This is a genomic window from Aureispira sp. CCB-E, from assembly GCF_031326345.1.
Classification (GTDB): Bacteria; Bacteroidota; Bacteroidia; order Chitinophagales; family Saprospiraceae; genus Aureispira.
In genome coordinates, this window is the sequence record NZ_CP133671.1 from 2,171,022 (window position 1) to 2,194,449 (window position 23,428).

Consider the following 23,428-nt stretch of genomic DNA (forward strand, 5'->3'; position numbering starts at 1 on the left):
AAATCACATGAAACGATATTATTTTATAGGAGGCTTTATTTTTATGGCAACCATTAGTTTGGGACAAAATTTTAGCGATACCTTTTTTAGGACGGATTATTTAGAAAACTCAAAAAAGCAAACAAAGTTGTTAAGGGATAATTATCGTTGCCAAATATATCCCTTACATACTCCCGCACATCCAATGTCTAAAATGTTATTGAGTCAAGCTCAAACTATGCTTGATCTTATAAAAGAATACCCTAATTCTTGGATTACAGATTATGTTTCTACCGAAATTGAGGCGATTAACAAAGGAAAAAGACAGAAAACATATGGTGTAAATGCTCAACTGACAGACTCGCAAAGAAATCTATTAAAAATGGTCGATTTGAATACCTCCATATCGATTAAAGTCAAATACAAGCAAACCAATTCAGCTACTCAAAAAATTGAAGTCAAGACATTGAGTTTTTACATCGTCGTACAACCTGACGAAGAAGCGAACTATCCAGGAGGAGCAGTTGCCTTGCAAGAATATTTGATCGAAAATGTGTTGGATAACATTTCAGATACAGACTTAGTTCACTTAAAAGTAGGTAGGGTAGGGTTCACGGTCAACAACCACGGAAAGATAGAACTGGTACAGTTGAAAGAGAGCACTGGCAATTCAAAAGTTGATCAAATGTTATTAAACGTAATTAAGAATATGCCACAATGGCAAGCCGCTAGAAATGCAGCAGGACTTTGGGTTAATCAAGGCTTTGAATTGGTTTTAGGCAATACGGGATGTTAAGATACTACCTAATAATTGTCATTCTAAACCTTATAACCTGCTTTTGTTGCTTCATAAATACACTCTGCAATCGACTGGTTGGAAATTTTGCTATCAATCCAGCCAATAAATAAAATATAATCGGCCAATCGTCTTTTGCTTGTAATTGACAAAGCATCTAACTTTAGTTGCTGAAGAAGATCAACAATGTCACTTTCATTATGATTGGGTTGCTGTTGGATGACGATACACTTTTTGATTGCTTCTAAAAATAATTTTCCCAACTTAAAGTGGCTGTGTTTGCGTTGCAACAAGCGAAGGGCAGAACGCACCATGCTTTCTAGAAGCAACCAGTTGCCTAGTTCATAGTGAGGAATTAAACCCAACAAACGCGTTTCCATTTGCAGATCTTCTCGATAGTTGCCTAGATTTAGTTGCAAAATATCATTATAAGATTCTAAAGCAGAAGAAAAATCTTCTGTAATGAGTGCAGAACGCATTAAATTGTCATGGACATAAATGTCTAAATCTGGGGTTTTATACCCCTTTTTGCTTGTGGTATCGTATTGATCTTTGAGTTCTTGGCGGACATCTTTTAAATCTTGAAGATTGCCTCTTAGGCTATAGACCTTGCATTTGATAATATAAACTAGTAGCCGTTCTTTGGCAATAAATTCAGCATCAAAAGAATAAGAGTCTAAGACTTTGATTACTTTGAGCATATATTCATCAAATACATCGTTGTACTTAATCTTATTGGCACAAGAATCCAAAAGGTTGGTTAATGAAATGATGTATTGTTTGGGAATGGCATTGATAAAATGTGGATTTTCTTCAAATATTTTAACATCGGCACTACTTGCTTCAAATATTTTTTCACCATCAAATTCTAAGTACCCTTCCATACTTTTTTGTAAGAAGGAATAGCGTCTGGCTCTAAATGTCATTGGTCCATCAGCAGGCAATTCTATCTCTGAAGAGATTTCATGGTCAGGTCCTTTTTTGCGTAGGTGTAGTGTAAATTCAAGGCTTTTATTGAAGTAAACAGATTCGTTTTCAACACAAGCAATGTACTCTTTGTCTTTGGTCACTTCATTGTCTAAATAATTTTGAATTCCATTGACATGATGACTAATTCGAAGCACATTGCGTTTCCATTCGTTCAGTAATAGTAGCAGACTAAATTTCTCATGTTTCGTCGCAATTTTTTTTGCTTTTTTGATAATGCGACTACATTCTACATACAATTCTTTACTATACAACACACTGATATCGCTTAGATAATTGTATAAAATAATATCTATAGAGCTTTGTGAGTGGTAGTTACGGAGTGCCTTTTGAATTTGATTAAAAAGATATTTTTTGATCTCCGAAAAGTTGTTGATAAAGTCGTAGCCTTTAAATTGTTTGAGCAATGCTTGTTCATCGTACTCAACTTGTTCGTTAATGGCATCAAATAGTAAAATATATTTATTGGAGTCTTTTTTTTGTTGTAACAAGCCAAACCGTTTAAAGTAACGTTTTTCACTAGGTGTCATTTTTCGGATTAGCTTGAATAGTGCGTTTGATGGAGTCTTCATAATTCAGTATTAATTCAAAAAGCTGTCAAAAAATAGGACAACAACTTTTTAAATGTAGAATGAGTAACAGTGTATGATTCTTTTTGGGGGACGTATTTCAACGTTAGTATTATAACTTAATCTTATGGATTAGTAGCTTGTTGCTTTTTTACTTTTTAGTTTGCTATACTCGTAAACAACATTTTTGTATTACTAATACAAGCTTACTGAGCAAAAAGATAAAAAAGTACATTTATATTAGTTTGATAATCAGAAGTTTTTTGAAATTGAACGGGGTTTCAACTTGTTGATTATCAATTAAATATTTTTTTCAACAAACTATTGATTGATAAGATATGGGGCAAATTTTTGTTTTTTTTTAACAATTTACTAGAAAAAGACTAAAGAGTTGAAAAAAAGGCTATGTTTTATGCTTTTGTGGTCTAAAATTTTACTTTGCATTCAGGTATTGGTATTTATACAAGGAAAAAATTAGGAATTGTTTTAAAAATGATAGTAGTCGATTTTTTGTAGAACAATTATAAACGAACAACAAATAAAATGCTTTTCAAAGAGCATTGTTATTGTAAGAAGTCTGTCAAGAAATTTCTAATAAAGGTCATTAATCAATAGACAATTAGTATCTTTGAGCTAGTCATTGGATTCGAGCTAAAATAGGTTGTTTTAAACACAAACAACTTTAGAAGTGTTTATAATTTAAGAACACAAAAGAGCTGAACTAAAGGCTACTAATTCATTAAAAAGCAATATTTATGACACATTTTTTAACCGTTTTCGGTTTGGTATTCGGCATTTTTTTCGTCTCTTTCTTGCTTATTAACATTCGCCAAATTGTGGTCGGAAAAGATTTTAGAGGAACTTGTGCGCAAAATAATCCTTTGTTAAAAACAAAGATTGGAGAGTGTTCTGTTTGTGGCAAAAAAGGAGATGAGGTGTGTAAAAATCCAGAATTACCAGCAGCGTAAATAAAGAGCATATCAATTCGTTCGTTTTGAGTTGTTAAAAATGAACGAATTGATGTTTTTTATGGATTGTTTGGAGTTGATCTTACTTACAAAGGATAGGCAAATCCTTCTTTTATTTCCTCCATGACAAAAGAGCTCTGTATATTTGAAATGCCCTCTACTGTTGACAATTTTTCTACAACAAAACGTTGGTATTCGTTCATATCACTAACGACAACTTCCAACAAAAAGTCATAATTGCCAGATACGTGGTGGCAGCGTATAATTTCAGGCAATTTAGCTACCTCTTTTCTGAAATTTAAAATCAACTCCTTGGAGTGTTTGAATAGAGATATTTGGCAATGTGCCATAAGCGATTTCCCTATTTTAGTTCTATCCAAAATAGCTACATAAGCCTTAATAACCCCTTGTTGTTCCAATTTTTTTATCCTCTCAAAGGTTGGAGAAATCGTTAATTTGATTTGTCCTGCAATCTCTTTCGTATTTTGTTTGGCATTAGCCTGTAATAAGTTTAGTATCTTTTTGTCTGTAGCATCCATAGCGGCAGTATTTTTTTCGTTTTTGTCTTCATCGAAGAACAAGATTTAGAAAGCATTACTTTTTATTTGAAAATAATAGAATTTTTTTCTGAGAAAAAGATATTGTAAGAAAAAAAAGAAGATATGCCGTATTTTTACAGAAAATAAATATTGATTATTTCCAAAACTTTGATCTTGATTGGAGATAATTTTTAGAGAACGATTGCAAAAAATACAAACAAATGGATAACAACTTACGGACTTGTGATAAAGAGCGGTTAACTCAGTTAAAAACAGAAGTAAAAAAAGCGAGGGATTCCTTTTTGGGGTATCCAGTGTCCAAAGATTTTGATTATTCTGAGTTATATGATTTCTTAAAGTTTCCAATCAACAACTTAGGAGATCCATTCGAAAATAGCACTTACAAAGTTCAAACGCACGAAATGGAGCGAGAGATTGTTGCTTTTTTTGCGAAAGTATTTAGAGCCAATCCTAACGATTATTGGGGATATGTTACCAATGGTGGTTCGGAAAGCAATTTGTATGGACTCTATTTGGCTAGAGAAATGTATCCTAAGGCCATGGTTTACTATTCTGAATCTACTCATTATAGTGTTCGAAAGAACATACACTTGCTGAACATACCAAGTATTGTCATCCGCTCTAAAGAGAATGGTGAAATTGATTATGAAGATTTTGAGAATACAGTGCAATTCAATCGTCATAAACCTGCGATTGTTTTGACCACTTTTGGAACGACCATGAAAGAAGCCAAAGATGATGTTTCAAAAATAAAAGGGATTCTAAAAAAATTAGCCATTCAGAATCATTATATTCATTGCGATGCCGCTTTGTCGGGGGCTTATGGGCGGTTTGTGACACCGTATGTACCCTTTGATTTTGCAGATGGTGCGGATAGTATTTCGATTAGTGGACATAAGTTTATAGGCTCGCCAATGCCTTCAGGTGTGTTGATTACCAAGCGATCTTATCGAGACAAGATATCTAAAGGAATTTCTTATATAGGCTCTTTGGATACGACAATAACAGGATCTAGAAATGGACACAGTCCTTTGTTTTTGTGGTATGCAATAAAAAAACTAGGATTAGAAGGACTAAAGAGAAGGTATCTACATAGCTTAGAAGTGGCAGAATATTGCAAAGATAAATTAAATGAAATAGGAATAAAGGCTTGGACAAATCCAGGAGCAATTACAGTTGTTTTTTCTAAGACATCCGATCAAATTAAATCCAAATGGCAATTGGCAACAGAAGAAGCCGTCACACATATTATTTGTATGCCGAATGTAACAAAGGAGCAAATCGACTTATTTGTAGAGGACGTAGCGAATAGTGTAGAAGAGGAAAAGCAGGAAATGGAGTTTAGTTTTTAAGTTCGTATGGTTTCATTTATTACTATACAATAGAGGTAGGTTATACACTTAAAATCACAAGCTCGAAAATCAACAGCTTTGATTGTAACAACACTTCGTGAATTTTAAGTGTATAACTTTTTATGCAATTGTTGGAAAATGGTGTGTTAAGTACAAGCTTGCATTAAAATAGCACAGATAATAGCTCCATATGTACCCAATGCATAGCCCAAAACAGCCATTAATACCCCAACAGGTGCCAAAGCAGGACTAAAAGCGGAAGCGACAATAGGTGCAGAGGCGGCACCACCAATATTGGCTTGACTTCCTACTGCTACAAAGAAGAAAGGTGCTTTGATGAGTTTGGCGGTTATTAATAAAATAATCACATGTACTAACATCCAAGTGATACCAATCGCAAATAGCCCTATATTAGACCAGACTTCCCCTAAATTCATTTTCATTCCAATAGTTGCAACCAAAATGTAAATAAACACAGAGCCTATTCTAGAGGCTCCAACACCTTCTAATTTTCGTGCCTTGGTAAAAGAAAGAAGCAGACCTACAGTAGTCGAAATGACAATTAGCCAAAAGAAGCCTGATAGAAGTGAGTTTAATCGAAGTTGTTTTAATGTAGTACTATATTGTTCCATGAATGGGACAATAACATCGGCTCCCCAGTGTGCCAAACCAACACCACCAAAGGCAAGTCCGCCTAAGATAAAGTTAGAAGTGGTGGTAGGCATTTGCTCAACGCTTGCTCGATAGTCGCTAACGCTTTTTTTCAATTCTTCGATTGAAGAGGCATCGGCATTGAGTTTGGCGTCAATTTTTTCAGAAATATTAGCTCCATACAGCAAGAAACCCATCCAAATATTAGCTACCACAACATCAACGATGATCATTGTTGCAAACAAGTTATCACTCACTTCAAAGATTTCTTTCATTGCCGCCTGATTGGCTCCACCTCCAATCCAACTTCCTGCAACCGTAGACAGACCACGCCAGAGCTCGTCAGGGGTAACACTAACCAGATTGGGAAAAATATATGAAGTCACCAAAAGCGCAATCGGACCACCCAGTATAATTCCAACCGTAGCCGCAAAGAACATGATTAAAGCTTTGGGACCTAATTTTTTGATGCCCTTAAAATCAATGCTTAAGCAGAGTAGAATCAAACTGGCAGGTAATAGATAGCGGGAGGCAACAAAGTATAATTTTGATTTTTGAATAAAGGGCTTGTATTCATTGGATTCAATGCCTGCTTGCTCCAAAAATTCTTTAATGCCTTCAAAAGACAATGCTTGTAAATTAACTCCTGTCAAGTCAACACCTCGTTCATTCAAGAATGCCATCAAAGCATCTCCCTTAAAAAACTCTGGTGCAATAAGTCCCAAAGGATAATTAAGCAACGCAGGTAAAAAATAACAAAGTAATAAAGAAGGGACAATGGTATAGAATTTTTTCCAACCAGGGGCACTAGAACTGGCAGTGTGAAAAATACCAGCTAAAAGCAGCATTAGTAAGCCAAAAACAACAGCGTCGTTAGTGAAGAATGGTTCCATTGATATTATTTAATCAGTTTTTGAAAATAGTAGTTAGCAGCACAGCTAACTATTGAGAAAAGCTTTTTTAAGTCTTTAAAGGTTCTAAGATACATTTTATTCCGTAATCTTTTGGTACTTGTTCAGTAGTAAGCCCAAGAGAGACTTGGCAAGCTCTACCAAAAAGTAGACATTTCATCCTCTAAAATTTTAATATTCTGTATCTTGTTTTGTAAAAATTGAACATAGATTTTATTAATTTCTGTCGGCTTGTATATAAATGAACTACCTTGTAATTTCCCTTTTTTCAAAGTTGGTGACTTTGTAGGACGTAGCTACTAAAAATGGATGATTATGAAAATATTTTTTACCAGTTTTTTGGGGATGATAATAGCAACCATCAGCTTGGGGCAAGCTTGGGAAGTAACACCAATGGCAAATGCTCCCGAGCGAATAACCAATAATGCTGTTGCTGAAGGATTGGTAAACGGAGTGCCTTATATTTATACCTTTGGAGGATTGGATTCAACAAAGCTTTATTCTGGAATCCATTTGCGTTCGTATCGTTATAATACGAACACCAATGTGTGGGATACCATCGCAGTTTTACCTGATACGCTTGGCAAAATTGCAGCAGCTGCTAGCCGTGTAAAAGATAAAATATACATTATAGGTGGTTATCATGTTTATGCCAATGGGGGAGAAGCGTCGTCTAATAAAGTACATATATATGATATAAACAACAACGTTTATTTGGCAGATGGAGCTAATATCCCTGTTGCTATAGATGATCAAGTACAAGCGGTTTGGAGGGATAGTTTGATTTATGTGATAACGGGATGGAGCAATACAGGAAATGTATCTTCCGTGCAAATTTACAACCCTACAACAGACACTTGGCAAGCAGGAACGGGGGTAGGTAATAATAATATTTTTCGTTCTTTTGGTGCCTCGGGGGCAATTATAGGAGATACGATTTATTACTTTGGAGGAGCTTCTATGGCAGGAAATTTTAATATTCAAGCTTATTTTCGAAGGGGAATTATCAACCCAACCAACCCATCTCAAATCAGTTGGTCTAGCTTTAGTTGGATGGGAATGAATGGGTATCGAATGGCGGCAACAACAGCGTTGGGTAAGGTATTTTGGTTAGGAGGCTCTACTGTAACGTATAATTATGATGGAGTGGCTTATAATGGGTCTGGTGGTGTAGAACCTAATGGTAGGAGTCTCTATTATGATAAGTCAAATCATAGTTTTGATGTAGAGTATGGTTATAATTTGCCAATGGATTTAAGAGGCATAGGAAATGTAAGTGATACATTAAAATATTTGGTAGGAGGAATGAAAACAGGGCAGATGGTTACGAATGAGACGCTTCGTCTAAGATTAAATGCAGATTCTATCACAATACCTACTTCTGTTGTTTCAATTCCAAAAGAAAGAATTGAATTTAGTTTATCTCCTAATCCAGCTACCCAACGTATACGAATTCAAACGACAACGGAAACTCTCAATTTGAGGTATCAGCTAATGACAACTTCTGGTGTTTGCCTAAAAAAAGGAACAATTTCATCCATAGATGCTTGGATAGATGTTTCTGATTTAATTGGTGGAGTTTATTTTTTACAATTGTTGGGAGATGAAAAAATTGGAGGGCAATTCGTTTTGATTCAATAGACACAAACTAAAAAGATATGAAATTAGAAATTGGTTGTGGAAAAAAGCCACGAGCAGGATATTTGACTTGTGATATTCGCGATTTACCCAATGTAGATTATGTATGTTCGGCAGATCAATTGCCTTTTGAGAGCGGAACAGTAGATGAAGTTTATTCTAGGCACGTAGTAGAGCATTTTACGTTAAAAGAATTTTTGAAAGTATTAGCAGAATGGAATCGTGTTTTAAAGACAGGAGGAGTAGTGTATATTATTTGTCCCAATTTACTATGGCACCTTCAGCAAATCATATCGGGAAGCCATGCTTCTTTTTATAGCAAAACTTCTGGTAGTAATGATCGATTTTGGGGAATGGGTAGTTTATTTGGTTGGCAACAAGATGAATACGATGTGCACAAGTTTGGGTACTACTTTGAGTTAATGAAAGATATCTTAATCGATTTTGGCTTTGCACAGGTGGAAGACCTAACCAATACAGGAAGAGGATTAGAAAATGAACCTTGGCACTTGGAAATACAAGCAGTTAAGCAAAAAGCAAGTCCTCAATATGAAGAGAGTAGGTTTTTTAAACACTTTGATGTAACCCATTAGGATTTAAAATAAAGAAGCCATCTCCGTTTGAGATGGCTTTAAAAAACTATTAGAGTATATTATATTTAATCTTGATTAACCTAAGTAAGATCGTAGGTTATTCCTATTTGTTGACTTTCTTAATCTTCGAATTGCTCTTTCTTTAATTTGGCGAACACGCTCTCTGGTTAAATCACAAAGGTACCCAATTTCTTCTAGGGTCATTGGTTGTTGACCATTCAAGCCGTAGTACGCACAAATAACATCCACTTCTTTTTTAGACAAGGTAGCTAAGCCGTTTTTGACCTCTTCTTTTAGCGATTCGTTCATTAAGTCACCTTCAGGTTCTTCGCCAGAGCCATCGTATGCTAAGGTATCTAACATGGTCATCGCATCGCTTCCAGATTCGCTTGTCATAGGAGCATCTACAGACACATGTTTGCCACTAATACGTAAAATATTACGTACCTCCTTAGGAGATAAATCAACTAAGTCTGCTAACTCTTCAACGCTAGGTTCTCTTTCAAATTGTTGCATGAAAGAATGATATGCTTCATTGATGCGATTGTTGCTACCAATTTTGTTTAGAGGTAAGCGAACTAGTCGAGCCTGCTCTACAATAGCTTGTAGAATAGATTGACGAATCCACCAAACGGCATAAGAAATAAATTTAAATCCTTTGGTTTCGTCAAAGCGTTTTGCAGCTTTAATCAAACCAACATTTCCTTCATTAATCAAGTCGATTAATGGCAATCCTTGATTTTGGTATTGTTTGGCAACAGAAATAACAAAACGCAAATTAGCTCTTGTAATTTTGTGCAATGCCTCCTGATCACCTTGGCGAATTCTTTTTGCCAAGATAGCCTCTTCTTCAGAATCAATCAAGCTGATTTTACCAATCTCATTAAGATATTTGTCTAGAGATAAGCTATCTCTTTTAGTGATTTTTTGTGTGATTTTTAACTGTCTCATTTAGCTTTTTGTTTTGTGATGCTCCCTAAACTTTAAAACGAGATAAAACGAGAAAAAGTTTCATTTTTTTGCGCATAAATAAATATTTTAATAAGCAAAAAAATTAGACATTACAATGCCTATACAATTCACTCTATTAATGTGAAAAGTACAGAATTGTTACCCATTTTTTGTTTAAAAGAAAGAAATTAGTATATGAAACACTAACTAGATTAGTTGTGGGACGATTACTATTTATAGTAGCAAATTTCTTACCGTTTTTGCATATTTAACAACTTCTTTTTTAGAAAAATTATCGAGCCATGGAATACAGCCCAAACAAGGTATTTTGGTATAGTTTAAAATGTATTTTTTTGACGATTCAGTAATAGGGCCATTAAAAATGATTCCAGCAATTGGGATGTTTCTTTTTTGAAGCGCATCAATAGAACTAAGGGTATGATTAATAGAACCCAAGTAAAATTTTGCAACCAATACAACAGGCACATTAAATCGTTGGATAAGGTCAATAATTAAAAAATCATCATTCAAAGGAACAAATAAACCTCCAGCTCCTTCTATAATCAAGTTATGCTTTGTATCAGGGATTTTAATAGAATGAAAGTCAATTGTGAGCTGATCTACTTCAGCTGCATAATGTGGTGATGCAGGCGTATTTAAACGGTATGCTTCTTCAAAAAAATGACTCGTAGGATTACTTACCAGTTCTTGAACAGCATTGGTATCTGTAAAATCTAATCCTCCTGCTTGTACGGGCTTCCAGTAGTCTGCTTGTAACGCTTCAACTAAAACAGCAGAAACGATCGTTTTTCCAACATCTGTATCAATTCCTGTAACAAAATATTGCTTGCTTTGATTAGGTTTGATAGACGGTGTTTGCATATGTTTATTCAATTAAGGATAAAAAAAACAGTTAATACATGGTGAAGGTACTAACTGCTTTTTAAAATAAATTGTTGTTCGCAAAATCAAAATGTTAATTTTTTGAACTTAATATATAAACTGCTATAAATCATTTTCTTTGTTTACAAAGCTGTTTTTATTCCGATATTAACACTAAAAGAACTAATGTAATCTTTGTTTGCTCCAGAAGGTGTCACAGCATGTCGATAAGACGGAAGAATGTACAAACTAATTTTATCTCCTAATTGACGCTCCAAGCCCAAGCCACCTCCAACAGATAAAAAGGCATTTTGATTTATTAAACCACCTTCAAAGGCACCTCTATCAAAATTGTTAGAATTAAGATCTTCTTTTAAACTAATGCCATTAGCGTTTGAAGTTTGAGAACCTGTATAAGTTCTGCTACTAATAACATTCGCAACGATACCTGCTGTCGCATAGATTTTCCATTTTTCACTTTGGAAGAAAGTATACTGGACATCTACTGGAACTTCTAAAATAACTAGGTGACTTGTTTTGGACTGATCAATTTCATAAACACGACCATCAATAAGCTTGTTGTCGATTAATAATACTTCATTGACATCATACTTATTATAAGCAACCATAGCACCTGTTTTGAGAGCAAATTTACGAGAAAGTTCATTCGTAAATGTTAACCCAGCTCCATATCCAACACTCGTTCCACCCATGCTAGTGGCAAAATTAGAACCAATACGAGCAACAGCGCCGATATAGCTCTTACCTTTGAATGGCAACTCCAATTTTGCTTTCTTTAGTTCAAAAATAGGATCTGTTGTTTTGATACCACCCTTGACATCAAGGGTTGGAATTTGTAGGATAGAAAATCGACTACGATTAGTTTCTTTTTCTGTTTCATTTCTTTTAGTCGTATTTTCTATCCCTGTTAATTTATTAGTAACATCATGATTAGTTGTTGCATTTAGCGTATTAGCTGTACCATCTTCACCAGTAGAACCGTTGTTGTTGGTCTGATTCGGTACCTCGTTGCTGTTAGATGCTGTTGTCACAACTGAAGATGTTTGATTGTCATCAGTAACTACATTGGTTGCACGAGATAGATTGGATTCTTTTGTTTTTGTGGCAGCCAATGAAGGTGTATCAAAACTAGGATTGTTATTAGAACTATTATCACTAAAATTATCACTAGATGCTTTCCCCACCGTGGTAGTGGCAGACTCATGAAATGCCTGTGGGGCATTAATATCGTTAGATAGAGTTGATGCATCTTTTTCTGGCATTTGGAACGTACTATTTTGGTCTTTGTTAGTAGTAGCGTTATCCAAATCAGCAGAAGGAGTTAGTGTAGTTGTTTGATCATAGTTTTGGTTTGAATGAGTATGTGGTGTTTGGTTTGAATTTAAATTGAACAGGGTAAAGAGTAACAAGGCCATAACGCCAACTTCTGTACTTTTTAGCCACCAAATATGTGGCAGCAAATCTCGTTCTTTATCCAGCTGTTTCTCTAGCCTTATCCAATCGTTTTTGTCAAAAGGAACCTCGTAATCTTCTAATGCGTCCTTAGCAACTTGGTCTATAGATGACTCTGTACGCAGTTTGTTTTGTAGATCTGCCCAGTCCATTGGGTCAAACTCTACCTCGAAGTTCTCGAAGGCTTCCTGAGCAAGTTTGTCTATGTTATCAAAATCTTTATTTTTCATTCTATATCTTTGTTATTTGTAAAGTTCTGTTAGTAAAACTTTCAATTTTGCGCGAGCTTTTACCAAATTGGACCTTGAAGTACTTTCAGAAATTCCCAATTGATTCGCTACTTCACGGTGAGAATAACCCTCTATGGCATAAAGGTTAAACACAGCACGATAAGAAGGAGGCAATGTTTGAATAACGGAAAGAATTTCTTTAGCAGAGTATTTACTAATAGCATCTTCACCTGTTGCTGTTGTATTGGATGCGTATTCTATGTCTTCTGTTCTATGACGAATTGCTTTTCTATAAAAATCAATCGAGGTATTAATCATAATCCTTCGAATCCAACCTTCTAAGGATGTACCGATTTTGTAGCGTTGCAGATAACGAAAAACTTTAATAAAACCTTCGTTAAGAATGTCTTTAGCATCTTCGGAGTTATTAGAGTAGCGCAAACAAATTCCCATCATTTTTCCATAATGTTGTTCGTAAAGTTGTTTTTGCGCCCAACGTTCTTCTGCTAAACAACCTGCAATCAGTTTAGCTTCATTAGAGCTAGACTGAACGTCTTTTGCGGTATGTTCTGTCGTTGAAATATTCAAAGCAATTGCCATATTTGGATAATTTATTCTTAGGAGTTCAAATAATATTTTAGGTAGTGTAGAATGTTTAACGTATAGTACTATCTGTTTTAATTCAAAAAATATTTTTAAGTCTCCACATATAAATATAAGAATCTTTGTTTACAAAACGAACTTTGTGAATTGAATGCTGCTTCTCAAGAATATTTTTTTTCAAAAAAAATAAAAAGTCATTCTGTAAAATAATAACAGAATGACTCTCACGCTTTTTTTATTAAAAATAAAAATCTATCAACTGTTTATTCATTAGGTTTTTTATAAAACATGGGACCAGAATGTAGGAAGTTTTTGTGGTTGTCGTAACGTTTTAAAAGAGGCGCAAAGGCAACGAGTCGAATGCTGATGTTTTGAGTGTCTTCATTCCAAATCCAATCTTGAACAATGCGAATTGTATGCATGGTTTCAGGAGTAGGAGTATTGTTAATAACCGATACCTTTTCTTCAAATGTGACGGGATCAAAAGTAATTAGTGTATCGAGGCCACTATTGAGTTTTTTTATTTCTTGCGGGCTCATAGGAGTCATTTTTCCATAAGTATGATAAAGCTTAGATGTATTAGGTGTTTGAGTATAACGATATAGAATTTTGTTTAATATAGTTGCAAAACTATGATTCCCTTTTATGACCGTCACTTCATCGGTATCTATAGAGCGTGTTAATCGTTTTGCCCAATTGATTGTAGCGGCGTTTAAATCTAGTTGTTCTGCAATAGCCTGCACAGACATCCAAAATAGGGGAGTTGTACTAATCAGTTTGCCCTCTTTGTCGTAAGAACTCAAAATGGGAGCAATAGCAATTGGAGTGAGACCTAGTTCATTGGTTTTTTCGTTATAATGTAAAATTTGCTTTACTCTAAATAGTTGAATTTCATTAATGTTGATCTTATTAGCAATAATTTGCATTGTTTTTGTTCCTTCGGGCTGAGATACAAAGGTGGTATCGTAGGTTGTTTCTTGGGTGATTTTGAGATAATCAGCATAACTCAAAGTAGTACTTAAAGAGGCATCTTTAAACAAAGAACTAGAATTCTTTGACATATTTAGTATTTTTCGAGCCAAGGTAAGGTCGTCTAAGTTGATGTGATCACTAGAGGCTTGCTGGATTTTTAATGTACTAAAGGTGCTTCTAGAAATGCCGTATTGTTTTTGCATCTTTTTTCTGCCTAAGGCAAAGTAATTGACGTTGGGCGTATAATCTGTGTATACCTCTGCTGCCCATGTGATATCTGAGTTGTCTAGTATATTATTGGTAGGGTGAAGTGCGGAAGATGGGAAGCAGTAAAAAGTGCTTAGTACTAGGGCAAAAGTAAATTTAAGATAGGTTTTCATAACAGCGAATAATTAAGTGTTTTAAAATGAATGATTATTATTAGTAGTAGTTAGCTGTATTGCTACTGTGCGGTGTTTAGTTCGTGGATAGTTTCTTAGTACTATCAGCGAAAGTCTACTTGGTTGTTACCAAGAGCAATAAAGAGCGTGCGTACTCATAACGCACCATTCAAATTTAGTTACACGAACGACTAAAAAAGGTCTCTTGTATTAAGACAAGAGACCTTACATAATAGACTACTTTTTGCTGTTGATTCTAGACGGTTACTGTTGCTAAAAAGTACTTATTCTTTTGTTTTTATATAATACATGGGAGCATGTTTAGTTTTGGCATCAGTTTGAGATGATATGGGGGCAAAACCAAGCGTACGAATTTGCATCTCCTGTGTTTGGGCATTCCAGTACCAATCTTGAATAAGTCGTACTTTTGTGGCGAAGTTTTTGGGAAGATTTCGATGAACAACATCAATACGCTCTTCAAAAGTATTTGGATCAAAAGTGACAACAGTATCCACAGCATCTCCAAAATTTTTGACAGCATCAGGAGAAAGCAGAGTTAGTTGTTTTTCTTTGGCGGCGTACATTTTAGTTGAAGAAGGTTGTGTTTTATAATGTGCGACCATCTTATCAAAAACATCAGCAATACTACCTGTTCCTTTAATGGTATTGATTGTTTCGGAAGGAACATCTTTTTTCAATCGTTTTGCCCAAGTAATCGTTGTTGTTTCCAAGTTTAATGCTTTAAAGGCTTCTTTTACAGGCATCCAAAATAAAACATCTTTGCGGACGTTTCTACGAAGAGAGCTTTTATTATAAATTGTTGCCACAGGAGCAATAGCGATAGGGGTAATTTGTAGCTGATTTTGGCTTTCGTTATACGTTAATAGTTGTTTTACTCGAAACGTTTGTACCTCTTGAGGACGCAACTCATTCGTGTCAATTTTGACCATTTCTACATATGTTTCGGGATCAAAGGCCAAAACAGTATCAACTACTTGATAAGCTGCTGCTTTTGAGTAGGCTTTAGGACTTAATTTTTGAGTTAAATTTGCATCAGCATATGCATTTAAATGCTTAGATGTAAGTTGCAGAAAATGATTTGAAAGTAAGTGGGAGGTAGGTTGTAGCCAGTCTTCAAGGGGAGAAGTTTGTATTTTTAGAATTTCAAAAACATTATACTCCGATGTTCCATAGAGTTCTTTGATTTGTGCGTCTACAGGTTCTTGAATAGTAATATTGGGCAAATAATCAACATAGACTTCTCCAGCCCAAGTAATGTCGGGATTGGCTAATAGTTTTTCTGTCGTTGTCTGAAAAGCAAATAATTGAGCAGAAGTGTAGAATGAGAGTAGTAATACGTTAAAAATAGAAAACAGATTCATGTGTTAGGTTTTATAAGTAGGTGTTCGGTGCTACTTAGCATGCAAGATTACGATTGAATTTTGTTGCTATTATGTGTTGAACAATTACTTAGAGTTAATAAAAAAAGTCTATTTTGAAAGTAAGATTCAAAATAGACTTTTTTAGAATTTATATCTATATTTTAGAAAAGGTTTCTTATCTAAAAGCAACTTTTGTTTTGGATGGATTTAAGATTTTGGCAGCTTTAGAACCGTATTTTTCACTACTAGCCAACTCTTCTAGTTGCGCTTTTGCTTCTGCCGTCTTTCCAATTCTTGCATAGGCTAAGGATAAATACCATTTGGAATCCTCTTGGATTTCAGGTTCTGCTAACTGTGCCAACTCCTCAAACATTTTAGCACTTTTTTCTGTTTCGTTTTGTCCTAAAAAAGACACAGCAAGGTAAAACTTGATTTGATTATAGTCGCTAGCATCTTGATTTTTTTCAAGATATTCTTCAAAAATAGGGATTGCTTTGTCGTATTCCTTATTGTTGTAATGCTCCATTCCTTCTCTAATCATACGCAAAGAAGCATGAGCTTCATCATCACCAGCACTACGAGTGGATAGCATTAAATCTAATTCTGCACTAATATTATCTTCATAAGCCATGAAGTTATCATCAAAAACTTGTTCCCCGTTGGATGGATTTATAAAACACAACCCAGCAATTAAAGCAAAAATTGCTCCTGCGGCTACCCAGCGAAAACGACCAAATTTGATCACTTTATTGCTTGTTTTGGTAATCTTTTTCATAGTAATAATATAATTTAAGTTTGAATTGTTGAGGGAAATATACTTCCTTAATGATAGTATTTGTAATTTTGTTACTTTTATTAGACAGGTTTTTTATAGATGAGGTTCAATAACAGCAAGTTCTGAAAATTTATAATAAATTTGTCCACAAAAAACGTGCAAAATATATTTTTATAGCGTGTTTTATTCAAAATAAATGCTTGGTCTATAAAAGTTTCATTTTAATTTAACATGGACTACAGAACCATTTGGTAGAGATACCCTAGGATGGATGGCATTCAGATAGCTAATGTAATGAAGACAAATCATTATTATAGGATAATAAAATAGTATATATGAGAATTATTGGTTATATAGACACAAAAGGTTACAAGACAACCGTATTTAAGAACAACGACCGATTTATCGTTAAATTCGAATCAGATTTATTTGAACAAACGTTTAAGTTTAGAGAATCTGAAAAAGTAGGTAGCTTTAACGACATCAAGAACTTGATTGATGCTGAGTTTCAGAAACAAGTGGAAGATAGGTTCAAAGAAATGTACGAGAGCAGTGGGCGTTTGTTAGATAAGTATTTAGACTGCCACGAAGACGAATGGGAAGAAATTATTTAAGAATATGGGGGGCGTAAGAGAAGCAGTGATTCGGTATAGAAAGTTTGAAAACTCGAAAAAAAAGTCGTAATTATGTGCCTAATTTAGACCGAAAAGATACAAAAGGCACTTAATAGTCAATCATGTATCTTGTCTAATGACAACACTAAAAAAGATCAAAACAATGCCACTTATTTTTGCCAAACCCAACAGCATAGCGGCTTTATGTATTGTTTGATCTGATTATAAATGAAAACCAACTGGATTTGAAAAAGACACCAACAGAAGAAAAAATTCTAATGTCTGCAAAAAAAGTATTCTACCAAAAAGGATTAAAAGGTGCTAGAATGCAAGAAATAGCAGATGATGCTGGCGTAAACAAGGCCATGCTGCATTACTACTTTAGGTCAAAAGAGAAACTTTTTGACAAGGTATTCGAACAGAGTGTAAAGTCCGTCACACCTATGTTGATGAATGTATTTTTGGAAAAATCGGAGCTAAACACCAAAATTGCACATTTAGTTGAAATGTTGATAGATTTCTTTTTGGAGGAACCGTATCTCTCAAACTTTATTGTGAATGAGTTAAGCCAAAATCCAGAAAAACTATTTATGAACGTATTGGATTATGAAGGAGGATTAATTGGAAAAATTATTCCTTTGATTAATGAGCAAATTCAAGCAGAGATTGAAAAAGGTACGGTCAAAACTGAGATTCGATCAGCAGAGTTAATTCTCAACATAATGTCTCTTTGTTTGTTGCCAATTATGTCTCAGACCGTTTTGCAAAAAACGTTAGGAATTGATGACGAACGTATGAGACGCTTTATGATTAAACGCAAACAAACAGTCACTCGATTTGTTTTGGATGCCATCAAACCTTAATAATAGAATAAGACAGGCTACTAAATAGGCTTTAGAAGTATTAAGACATTAAGAAGCCCTCTCATTTTTGATGAGAGGGCTTCTTGTATTTATCTATTATAATATTATAAAATATTATCTAGCAAAAGTACCTAAAACAACATAAGTTGTAGGATCAGCTGTATTAATCGCTTGAGTAGGATCATGCACAACAAAGAACCCATCGTAAGTAGTGGTTAAATCCTCAAAAGACTTCGTTGAGATTTGAGAACTTGTACCTGTTCCACCCGAGACCATGATTGGTGTTGCATATACGTTTCCATTGGGTGTTTCGAGATAAGGTGTATTGTTTGGAGTAGAAGAAGCCGTCGCCATGTCATGTGCATGTACCATATAGGTAGAGTCAAGTGCTCCTGTCAGTGTAACACTTACTTTAGTAGTGCCATCAGCCATTTCATCTAACTTTAATTCTGCTTTGATGGTGTTAGGATGCGATCCAGAGTAGGCATAAGCCGCAGCTGCCTGTCCTGTGTTAAAACTGTAGTTGTACGTTTTTGACTGCAACTCTGCTTCTTTTTCACAAGACATAAAGCCAATTACTAGGGCTAATAAAAATAACGATTTGATTACAAGGTTCTTGAAAATCATAGTTCAATGTATTTAGTTGGTTAAAAAATGTTTAGGAAATTAAATTTGATGTTCCTATCGACATTATCTGCAAGGCAATATAGCGAGTGGAGAAAATGTTTGTTGAGAACTGTTATAATTGAGGGTATGTTGTATTCGTTTGTTTAGGAATAGGTGAAGTGTAATTTTCGACTTCTTAAGTTATTGTTTTTGATATTTTTATAATAACGTATGTGAATGCAACAGGCTAAGAAGAAAAAGGTTTAGAGAAAAGCAAAAAAAAAACATTCTATGCATTTTTTGCATAGAATGTTTTTAGGAGATTATGAACAAAATAGGTTTATCTACCTAAATATGCTTTTAGTAATTTACTCTTAGAAGAAGACGTACGCAGTTTATTAATTGCTTTGTCTTTTATTTGACGAACACGCTCTCTTGTTAAGCCAAATTTTTCACCAATATCCTCTAACGACATTGGATGCTCAAAACCAATTCCAAAATAAAGCTTGATAACTTCTTTTTGACGATCTGTTAAAGAGCACAAAGAACGCTCAATTTCATTGCGCAAAGACTCTAAGTACTCTAGTTGAGAATCTGTTTTAGGAGTATTGGTATTTTCCAAAACATCCAACAAAGAATTATCCTCTCCTTCTACAAAAGGAGCATCCATTGAAACGTGGCGAGCAGCGACACCTAATGTTGTTTCTACTTCTGTTGATGGTATTTCTAATATATCAGCCAACTCATCTGAAGAAGGCTCACGTTCATATTCTTGTTCTAGTTTAGAAAAAGCTTTGTTGATTTTGTTCAAAGAACCTACCTTATTAAGTGGAAGACGAACAATTCTAGATTGCTCTGCTAAAGCTTGAAGAATAGATTGACGAATCCACCAAACAGCATAAGATATAAATTTGAAACCTCTAGTTTCATCAAAACGTTGTGCTGCTTTAATCAAACCCAAATTTCCCTCGTTAATCAAATCACTTAGTGACAACCCTTGGTTTTGGTATTGTTTCGCTACAGAAACGACAAAACGCAAGTTGGCTTTAGTTAGTTTTTCTAGTGCTATTTGATCGCCTTGTTTAATACGTTTGGCTAAATCTACTTCCTCTTCTGGTGTTAACAAGTCAACTTTTCCGATCTCCTGAAGGTATTTTTCTAAAGATTGACTTTCCCGATTGGTTATAGACTTAGTTATTTTTAATTGTCTCATACAGTTCTGTTCGTTTTTGGACTTTTTTTAATATTAAACAGCTATTAACAAACTGACCCACAAAAATACAAAGAATTATTGTACTTCAAAAGGCTTTGTTGCTTTTATTATTGTTTAATTCCTACAAATGCTAACGTTTAAAAAAGAACTATGTTCCATTTCTCTCAATTCTATAACATTACTTTAAATGAATTTTACAGATTTCTCTACATTTTTTTCTTTTTTTTTGTAAAATTGGTTTTTTTATTATTAATTGTGGGAAAGAGATAGGAGGTATTGACGCATCAAATCAAAACCAAATAATGCCAACATCTGCCTTCTTTGAATGTATTATTCTTTATTATAATGGTTGGAAAATTGCAATACTCAATACACAAATTTTCTTCTAGACTATTTTTGGCATACATTTTAATCTTTTAATCATTGTAAAAATCAGATGAACCAACGTAAATACTATTTTTATGGATAGAGTATCTTTCACTATGGAGTTCTTGTTTAGAGCCTCGCCAACTATTATATATAAATTTTTGACAACACCAGACTGTTTGATTCGCTGGTTTTGTGATGACTGCAATGTAGTTGATGGTCGTTTTACATTTGAGTGGGATGGAGAAGAAGAAGTGGCCGTTGTTTTAGAAGATATTGAAAACGAACAATTGAAACTAGAATGGGAAGAATTTGAAGGAGAAGAGGAATTTTTGGACTTTCAAATGAGTCGTTCAGAAGTAACTGGTGAAACTATTTTGGAGATTACAGCGTTTTGTGATTCAGATGAGGTGGAACAAGAAAAACAATTCTGGGCAACCCAAATGGAAGGTCTTAGACGTGCAACAGGGGGCTAGATGCTTGTTTAACTCACATTTGTATTAATTAGAATATTTTAAATCCCTCAAAAAAAACACGCTCGTATTATGTTTGGCTTTTTTAAGAATGAATTATTAGAGGTTATAGAATGGAAAGAAGATAGCAAGGATGTCCTTGTTTGGAAATTTCCAGATAAAGATGCTGCCATTAAATATGGTGCTCAACTAACTGTTCGAGAATCTCAAGCGGCAATCTTCCTCAACGAAGGACAAATTGCAGATGTGTATGGTCCAGGAAGGCACATTCTCAAAACAGAAAATATGCCAGTGCTTACCAAACTCAAGTCATGGAAGCATGGATTTAATTCTCCTTTCAAAGCTGATGTTTATTTCGTTAGCACTCGACAATTAACCAATTTTAAGTGGGGAACACCAAACCCTATTTTTGTAAAAGATCCAGAAGCTGGTCGTGTCGAAGTGCGCGCTTTTGGAACATATTTTATTCGTGTTGCTGATCCTAAAAAGTTTTATAGAGAATATGCAGGAACAAGCAGCATCTTGACAGTAGATGAACTCGAAGATGTCTTTCGTGGTCTAGTCGTACCTAAATTTGCAGAGGCATTGTCTGAAAGTGGCGCTACAGCGTTTGATATTTATTCTCAATATTCTGAATTAGGAGAAACCATTCGACCTCTTATTCAAGAAGATTTAAAGGATTTTGGACTAGAACTGACGAAGTTTCAAATTACCTCTGTTTCATTGCCTCCAGAAATTACCGAGCATATGAAGCAGCTTGCTAAAATGAACTTGACTAGCAACGACAATTTGAACAAAATGAAGGCATTCAATCAAATGGATGTTGACAAAATTGCAGCGGAGCGAGGGAATTATGAGAATATGAAGGGAACACAAAATGAGTTGTTGATGCAGCAAATGATGATGCAGCAAATGATGCAAAATATGCAGAATCAGAACAACCAAAATAATACTGCTAACAACAACAATAGTGGAAACGAGGAAAAAATGTCACGAGAAGAAATTATGAAAACATTAAAAGAGTTGGGAGAGCTGAAAGAAATGGGCATTTTGACAGATGATGAATTTAATGAAAAGAAAAAAGATTTATTGGCTAAATTATAAGCTTCTTTTCCTTTTTTTAGAATAGAAATGGCATGAATGCATGGAGCGTTTGTGCCATTTTTTTGTCTATTGGAAAACTAATAATTTTTGAAATGTAATTCAGAACTTTTAATTTTGCATTGAAAAATATACATATATGTATATTTTTGAGAGAGAAGTTACCCTTATCTATACTATAATAGTTAGCTGACTGCTACTAATAATATTAACAATAAAATATAATTGGAATAGGCGTATTGTTGTATGTCTATAATTAATAAAACTAAAGTTCATGAAAAACCTAATATTAGTAACCTTCTTCTTCTTCTTTGTTTCAAATACTATAATAGCCCAAAGCAAGATGCAACCTGCTATTATTATTGATAGTCTAGGAAATACGAAGGCAGGATTTATAAAGTATAGCTCTACAGCAAGTTTATGTCAGAAAATATTATTTAGCTCTACATTAAAAGCACCACCTCAAGTTTACAAACCCCATTCTATAAAAGCATTTGAGTTAACAGAATTAAATCGAAAATTTATACAAGCAATAGTTGCCAAAGATACAGTTAAAAATGATACGGTATTTTTAGAGAATATTATTCAGATAGAAGACAAGAAACTGTATTGTCATCAATCAAAATCAGGGGCAAAAAGATTTTTTTTAGAAACTCAAGTAATTGGTTTTAAAGAGCTCATTGAGAAAGTATCTACTGTTAAACTCAATGGTACTACCTATACAACAAAGAAAAAAGAATTCGTCGGGCTATTAAAATTAGCTTTTAAGGAATGTGATGCTATAGATGATGCCTATTTTAAGAATGTTTCTTTGAATATTGTGCCTTTAGCAAAAGTATTTGAACGATATAGTGAATGCATTTCAAAAGAAACAACTTATAAATCTGCATACAATTTAAAACCAGGAGATTTAAACCTTATTTTTGGTGTTGGTTTTAGTTATGCACTTACATCAAGTAACTTGCCTAAAAATTTGGGCTCACAAAATTATTTACAAGATCCTGAAGGGGTGTTAGGCATACCTATAAGTTTTGGACTAAATTATTATCCCCCTCGATTGAGAAATACTTTTTTTATGGGCTTTGGATGTTCTTATCAGCATAAAGGAGCAATAGCCAACCTCAATAATACAAAGTTTGATTTGCATTATCTTAATGTTTACATGAATTTTGGTTATCAATATCCGTTTGGAAAGGTTAAGCCTTTTATAGGTGCTGATTTTTCTTCGGGTTTTTTAATGAACCCTAATAGTGCATTTACAAGAACACATCCTTATAGTGGTGATCTTCAATATCTATTTTATAATTATGGTGATTATGATGGAGGAGGTACGGAATTTGGACTAGGAGCATTTTTGGGAGTTGATATTCCTATCTTTAAACATGGTTTAAGATTAGAGTTGAAGTATATTTATGGTCGATGGCCTTTCTTAAGTTCAGCTTATGGAACAAACTATATACAATTTCAAGTTCAATTCCGATTTAAGACTTAATAAAAATCGAGTACTTGAAGGCAAGTTGTTTAGATTAAAGGTTAGTAG

At 34.3% G+C, this 23,428-nt stretch carries 22 protein-coding genes; 10 read left to right on the top strand and 12 right to left on the bottom strand.

The window, feature by feature from the left end; all coding sequences use genetic code 11:
- The first annotated feature begins 7 nt into the window (after positions 1-7).
- Entirely contained in the window at positions 8-775 is a 768-nt protein-coding gene (locus tag QP953_RS08325; RefSeq protein ID WP_309554621.1) for a hypothetical protein, read from the top strand.
- A gap of 23 nt (positions 776-798) precedes the next feature.
- On the opposite strand, the gene QP953_RS08330 is transcribed toward QP953_RS08325, so the two are convergent.
- On the bottom strand, positions 799-2,334 hold the full coding sequence (locus QP953_RS08330; RefSeq protein WP_156039734.1) for a hypothetical protein: 1,536 nt from the start codon (positions 2,332-2,334) through the stop codon (positions 799-801).
- A gap of 752 nt (positions 2,335-3,086) precedes the next feature.
- On the opposite strand from QP953_RS08330, the gene QP953_RS08335 reads away from it, so the two are divergent.
- Positions 3,087-3,299 (top strand): hypothetical protein, encoded by a 213-nt coding sequence (locus QP953_RS08335; RefSeq protein ID WP_052595848.1) that lies wholly within the window; start codon positions 3,087-3,089, stop codon positions 3,297-3,299.
- A gap of 86 nt (positions 3,300-3,385) precedes the next feature.
- Here QP953_RS08335 and QP953_RS08340 read toward each other — a convergent pair whose 3' ends face one another.
- The gene (locus tag QP953_RS08340) at positions 3,386-3,838 is read right to left on the bottom strand and encodes an Lrp/AsnC family transcriptional regulator (RefSeq protein ID WP_309554622.1); all 453 of its coding nucleotides are present in this window, start codon (positions 3,836-3,838) and stop codon (positions 3,386-3,388) included.
- A 221-nt stretch (positions 3,839-4,059) separates the two neighbouring features.
- On the opposite strand from QP953_RS08340, the gene QP953_RS08345 reads away from it, so the two are divergent.
- Positions 4,060-5,211 carry a histidine decarboxylase gene (locus tag QP953_RS08345; protein WP_052595846.1) on the top strand — a complete coding sequence of 384 codons (1,152 nt, stop codon included), beginning with the start codon at positions 4,060-4,062 and terminating at the stop codon, positions 5,209-5,211.
- A 146-nt stretch (positions 5,212-5,357) separates the two neighbouring features.
- Here QP953_RS08345 and QP953_RS08350 read toward each other — a convergent pair whose 3' ends face one another.
- Complete coding sequence (locus QP953_RS08350; protein WP_052595844.1) at positions 5,358-6,755, bottom strand: DUF819 domain-containing protein; 1,398 nt, start codon at positions 6,753-6,755, stop codon at positions 5,358-5,360.
- Between the two features lie 333 nt (positions 6,756-7,088).
- On the opposite strand from QP953_RS08350, the gene QP953_RS08355 reads away from it, so the two are divergent.
- Both QP953_RS08355 and QP953_RS08360 read left to right on the top strand, forming a co-directional pair.
- On the top strand, positions 7,089-8,414 hold the full coding sequence (locus tag QP953_RS08355) for a T9SS type A sorting domain-containing protein (RefSeq protein ID WP_309554623.1): 1,326 nt from the start codon (positions 7,089-7,091) through the stop codon (positions 8,412-8,414).
- Positions 8,415-8,431: 17 nt separating this feature from the next.
- Positions 8,432-9,004 (top strand): methyltransferase domain-containing protein, encoded by a 573-nt coding sequence (locus tag QP953_RS08360; RefSeq protein ID WP_309554624.1) that lies wholly within the window; start codon positions 8,432-8,434, stop codon positions 9,002-9,004.
- Between the two features lie 75 nt (positions 9,005-9,079).
- Here the strand turns inward: QP953_RS08360 and QP953_RS08365 are convergent, their stop codons facing one another.
- The 7 genes from QP953_RS08365 to QP953_RS08395 form a co-directional block, all read right to left on the bottom strand.
- Positions 9,080-9,955, bottom strand: a complete 876-nt coding sequence (locus QP953_RS08365) for an RNA polymerase sigma factor RpoD/SigA (RefSeq protein ID WP_052595838.1) — start codon at positions 9,953-9,955, stop codon at positions 9,080-9,082.
- Positions 9,956-10,189: 234 nt separating this feature from the next.
- Positions 10,190-10,837: a dethiobiotin synthase gene (gene bioD, locus QP953_RS08370; protein ID WP_052595836.1), complete on the bottom strand. Its 648-nt coding sequence runs from the start codon at positions 10,835-10,837 to the stop codon at positions 10,190-10,192.
- Positions 10,838-10,980: 143 nt separating this feature from the next.
- Positions 10,981-12,540 (bottom strand): outer membrane beta-barrel protein, encoded by a 1,560-nt coding sequence (locus QP953_RS08375; protein WP_309554626.1) that lies wholly within the window; start codon positions 12,538-12,540, stop codon positions 10,981-10,983.
- Positions 12,541-12,552: 12 nt separating this feature from the next.
- The gene (locus tag QP953_RS08380; protein ID WP_052595834.1) at positions 12,553-13,140 is read right to left on the bottom strand and encodes an RNA polymerase sigma factor; all 588 of its coding nucleotides are present in this window, start codon (positions 13,138-13,140) and stop codon (positions 12,553-12,555) included.
- 266 nt (positions 13,141-13,406) lie between these two features.
- Positions 13,407-14,495 (bottom strand): hypothetical protein, encoded by a 1,089-nt coding sequence (locus tag QP953_RS08385; protein WP_309554628.1) that lies wholly within the window; start codon positions 14,493-14,495, stop codon positions 13,407-13,409.
- 284 nt (positions 14,496-14,779) lie between these two features.
- Positions 14,780-15,877, bottom strand: coding sequence for a hypothetical protein (locus QP953_RS08390; RefSeq protein ID WP_309554629.1), 1,098 nt, complete (start codon positions 15,875-15,877; stop codon positions 14,780-14,782).
- A 175-nt stretch (positions 15,878-16,052) separates the two neighbouring features.
- Positions 16,053-16,652, bottom strand: a complete 600-nt coding sequence (locus QP953_RS08395) for a tol-pal system YbgF family protein (RefSeq protein ID WP_052595830.1) — start codon at positions 16,650-16,652, stop codon at positions 16,053-16,055.
- Between the two features lie 335 nt (positions 16,653-16,987).
- On the opposite strand from QP953_RS08395, the gene QP953_RS08400 reads away from it, so the two are divergent.
- Both QP953_RS08400 and QP953_RS08405 read left to right on the top strand, forming a co-directional pair.
- Entirely contained in the window at positions 16,988-17,266 is a 279-nt protein-coding gene (locus QP953_RS08400; RefSeq protein ID WP_052595828.1) for a hypothetical protein, read from the top strand.
- Positions 17,267-17,511: 245 nt separating this feature from the next.
- The gene (locus QP953_RS08405; protein WP_156039732.1) at positions 17,512-18,129 is read left to right on the top strand and encodes a TetR/AcrR family transcriptional regulator; all 618 of its coding nucleotides are present in this window, start codon (positions 17,512-17,514) and stop codon (positions 18,127-18,129) included.
- Positions 18,130-18,243: 114 nt separating this feature from the next.
- Here QP953_RS08405 and QP953_RS08410 read toward each other — a convergent pair whose 3' ends face one another.
- Positions 18,244-18,756 (bottom strand): hypothetical protein, encoded by a 513-nt coding sequence (locus QP953_RS08410; RefSeq protein WP_156039731.1) that lies wholly within the window; start codon positions 18,754-18,756, stop codon positions 18,244-18,246.
- Positions 18,757-19,075: 319 nt separating this feature from the next.
- Entirely contained in the window at positions 19,076-19,948 is an 873-nt protein-coding gene (locus QP953_RS08415; RefSeq protein WP_052595820.1) for an RNA polymerase sigma factor RpoD/SigA, read from the bottom strand.
- 461 nt (positions 19,949-20,409) lie between these two features.
- On the opposite strand from QP953_RS08415, the gene QP953_RS08420 reads away from it, so the two are divergent.
- The 3 genes from QP953_RS08420 to QP953_RS08430 all read left to right on the top strand — a co-directional run bounded on the left by QP953_RS08420 (position 20,410) and on the right by QP953_RS08430 (position 23,380).
- The gene (locus QP953_RS08420; protein ID WP_052595818.1) at positions 20,410-20,790 is read left to right on the top strand and encodes an START-like domain-containing protein; all 381 of its coding nucleotides are present in this window, start codon (positions 20,410-20,412) and stop codon (positions 20,788-20,790) included.
- A 69-nt stretch (positions 20,791-20,859) separates the two neighbouring features.
- A complete protein-coding gene (locus QP953_RS08425) occupies positions 20,860-21,891 on the top strand; it encodes an SPFH domain-containing protein (protein WP_052595816.1) in 1,032 nt (343 codons plus the stop codon).
- Positions 21,892-22,162: 271 nt separating this feature from the next.
- On the top strand, positions 22,163-23,380 hold the full coding sequence (locus QP953_RS08430; RefSeq protein WP_309554630.1) for a hypothetical protein: 1,218 nt from the start codon (positions 22,163-22,165) through the stop codon (positions 23,378-23,380).
- The last annotated feature ends 48 nt before the right edge of the window (positions 23,381-23,428 follow it).

Coding starts and splice junctions, on each gene's coding strand:
- QP953_RS08430 (WP_309554630.1), top strand. CDS start 22,163: ATGAAAAACCTAATATTAGTAACCTTCTTCTTCTTCTTTGTTTCAAAT.
- QP953_RS08355 (WP_309554623.1), top strand. CDS start 7,089: ATGAAAATATTTTTTACCAGTTTTTTGGGGATGATAATAGCAACCATC.
- QP953_RS08390 (WP_309554629.1), bottom strand. CDS start 15,877: ATGAATCTGTTTTCTATTTTTAACGTATTACTACTCTCATTCTACACT.
- QP953_RS08365 (WP_052595838.1), bottom strand. CDS start 9,955: ATGAGACAGTTAAAAATCACACAAAAAATCACTAAAAGAGATAGCTTA.
- QP953_RS08350 (WP_052595844.1), bottom strand. CDS start 6,755: ATGGAACCATTCTTCACTAACGACGCTGTTGTTTTTGGCTTACTAATG.
- QP953_RS08385 (WP_309554628.1), bottom strand. CDS start 14,495: ATGAAAACCTATCTTAAATTTACTTTTGCCCTAGTACTAAGCACTTTT.
- bioD (WP_052595836.1), bottom strand. CDS start 10,837: ATGCAAACACCGTCTATCAAACCTAATCAAAGCAAGCAATATTTTGTT.
- QP953_RS08410 (WP_156039731.1), bottom strand. CDS start 18,756: ATGATTTTCAAGAACCTTGTAATCAAATCGTTATTTTTATTAGCCCTA.
- QP953_RS08395 (WP_052595830.1), bottom strand. CDS start 16,652: ATGAAAAAGATTACCAAAACAAGCAATAAAGTGATCAAATTTGGTCGT.
- QP953_RS08335 (WP_052595848.1), top strand. CDS start 3,087: ATGACACATTTTTTAACCGTTTTCGGTTTGGTATTCGGCATTTTTTTC.
- QP953_RS08380 (WP_052595834.1), bottom strand. CDS start 13,140: ATGGCAATTGCTTTGAATATTTCAACGACAGAACATACCGCAAAAGAC.
- QP953_RS08425 (WP_052595816.1), top strand. CDS start 20,860: ATGTTTGGCTTTTTTAAGAATGAATTATTAGAGGTTATAGAATGGAAA.
- QP953_RS08415 (WP_052595820.1), bottom strand. CDS start 19,948: ATGAGACAATTAAAAATAACTAAGTCTATAACCAATCGGGAAAGTCAA.
- QP953_RS08330 (WP_156039734.1), bottom strand. CDS start 2,334: ATGAAGACTCCATCAAACGCACTATTCAAGCTAATCCGAAAAATGACA.
- QP953_RS08360 (WP_309554624.1), top strand. CDS start 8,432: ATGAAATTAGAAATTGGTTGTGGAAAAAAGCCACGAGCAGGATATTTG.
- QP953_RS08345 (WP_052595846.1), top strand. CDS start 4,060: ATGGATAACAACTTACGGACTTGTGATAAAGAGCGGTTAACTCAGTTA.
- QP953_RS08375 (WP_309554626.1), bottom strand. CDS start 12,540: ATGAAAAATAAAGATTTTGATAACATAGACAAACTTGCTCAGGAAGCC.
- QP953_RS08400 (WP_052595828.1), top strand. CDS start 16,988: ATGAGAATTATTGGTTATATAGACACAAAAGGTTACAAGACAACCGTA.
- QP953_RS08340 (WP_309554622.1), bottom strand. CDS start 3,838: ATGGATGCTACAGACAAAAAGATACTAAACTTATTACAGGCTAATGCC.
- QP953_RS08420 (WP_052595818.1), top strand. CDS start 20,410: ATGGATAGAGTATCTTTCACTATGGAGTTCTTGTTTAGAGCCTCGCCA.
- QP953_RS08325 (WP_309554621.1), top strand. CDS start 8: ATGAAACGATATTATTTTATAGGAGGCTTTATTTTTATGGCAACCATT.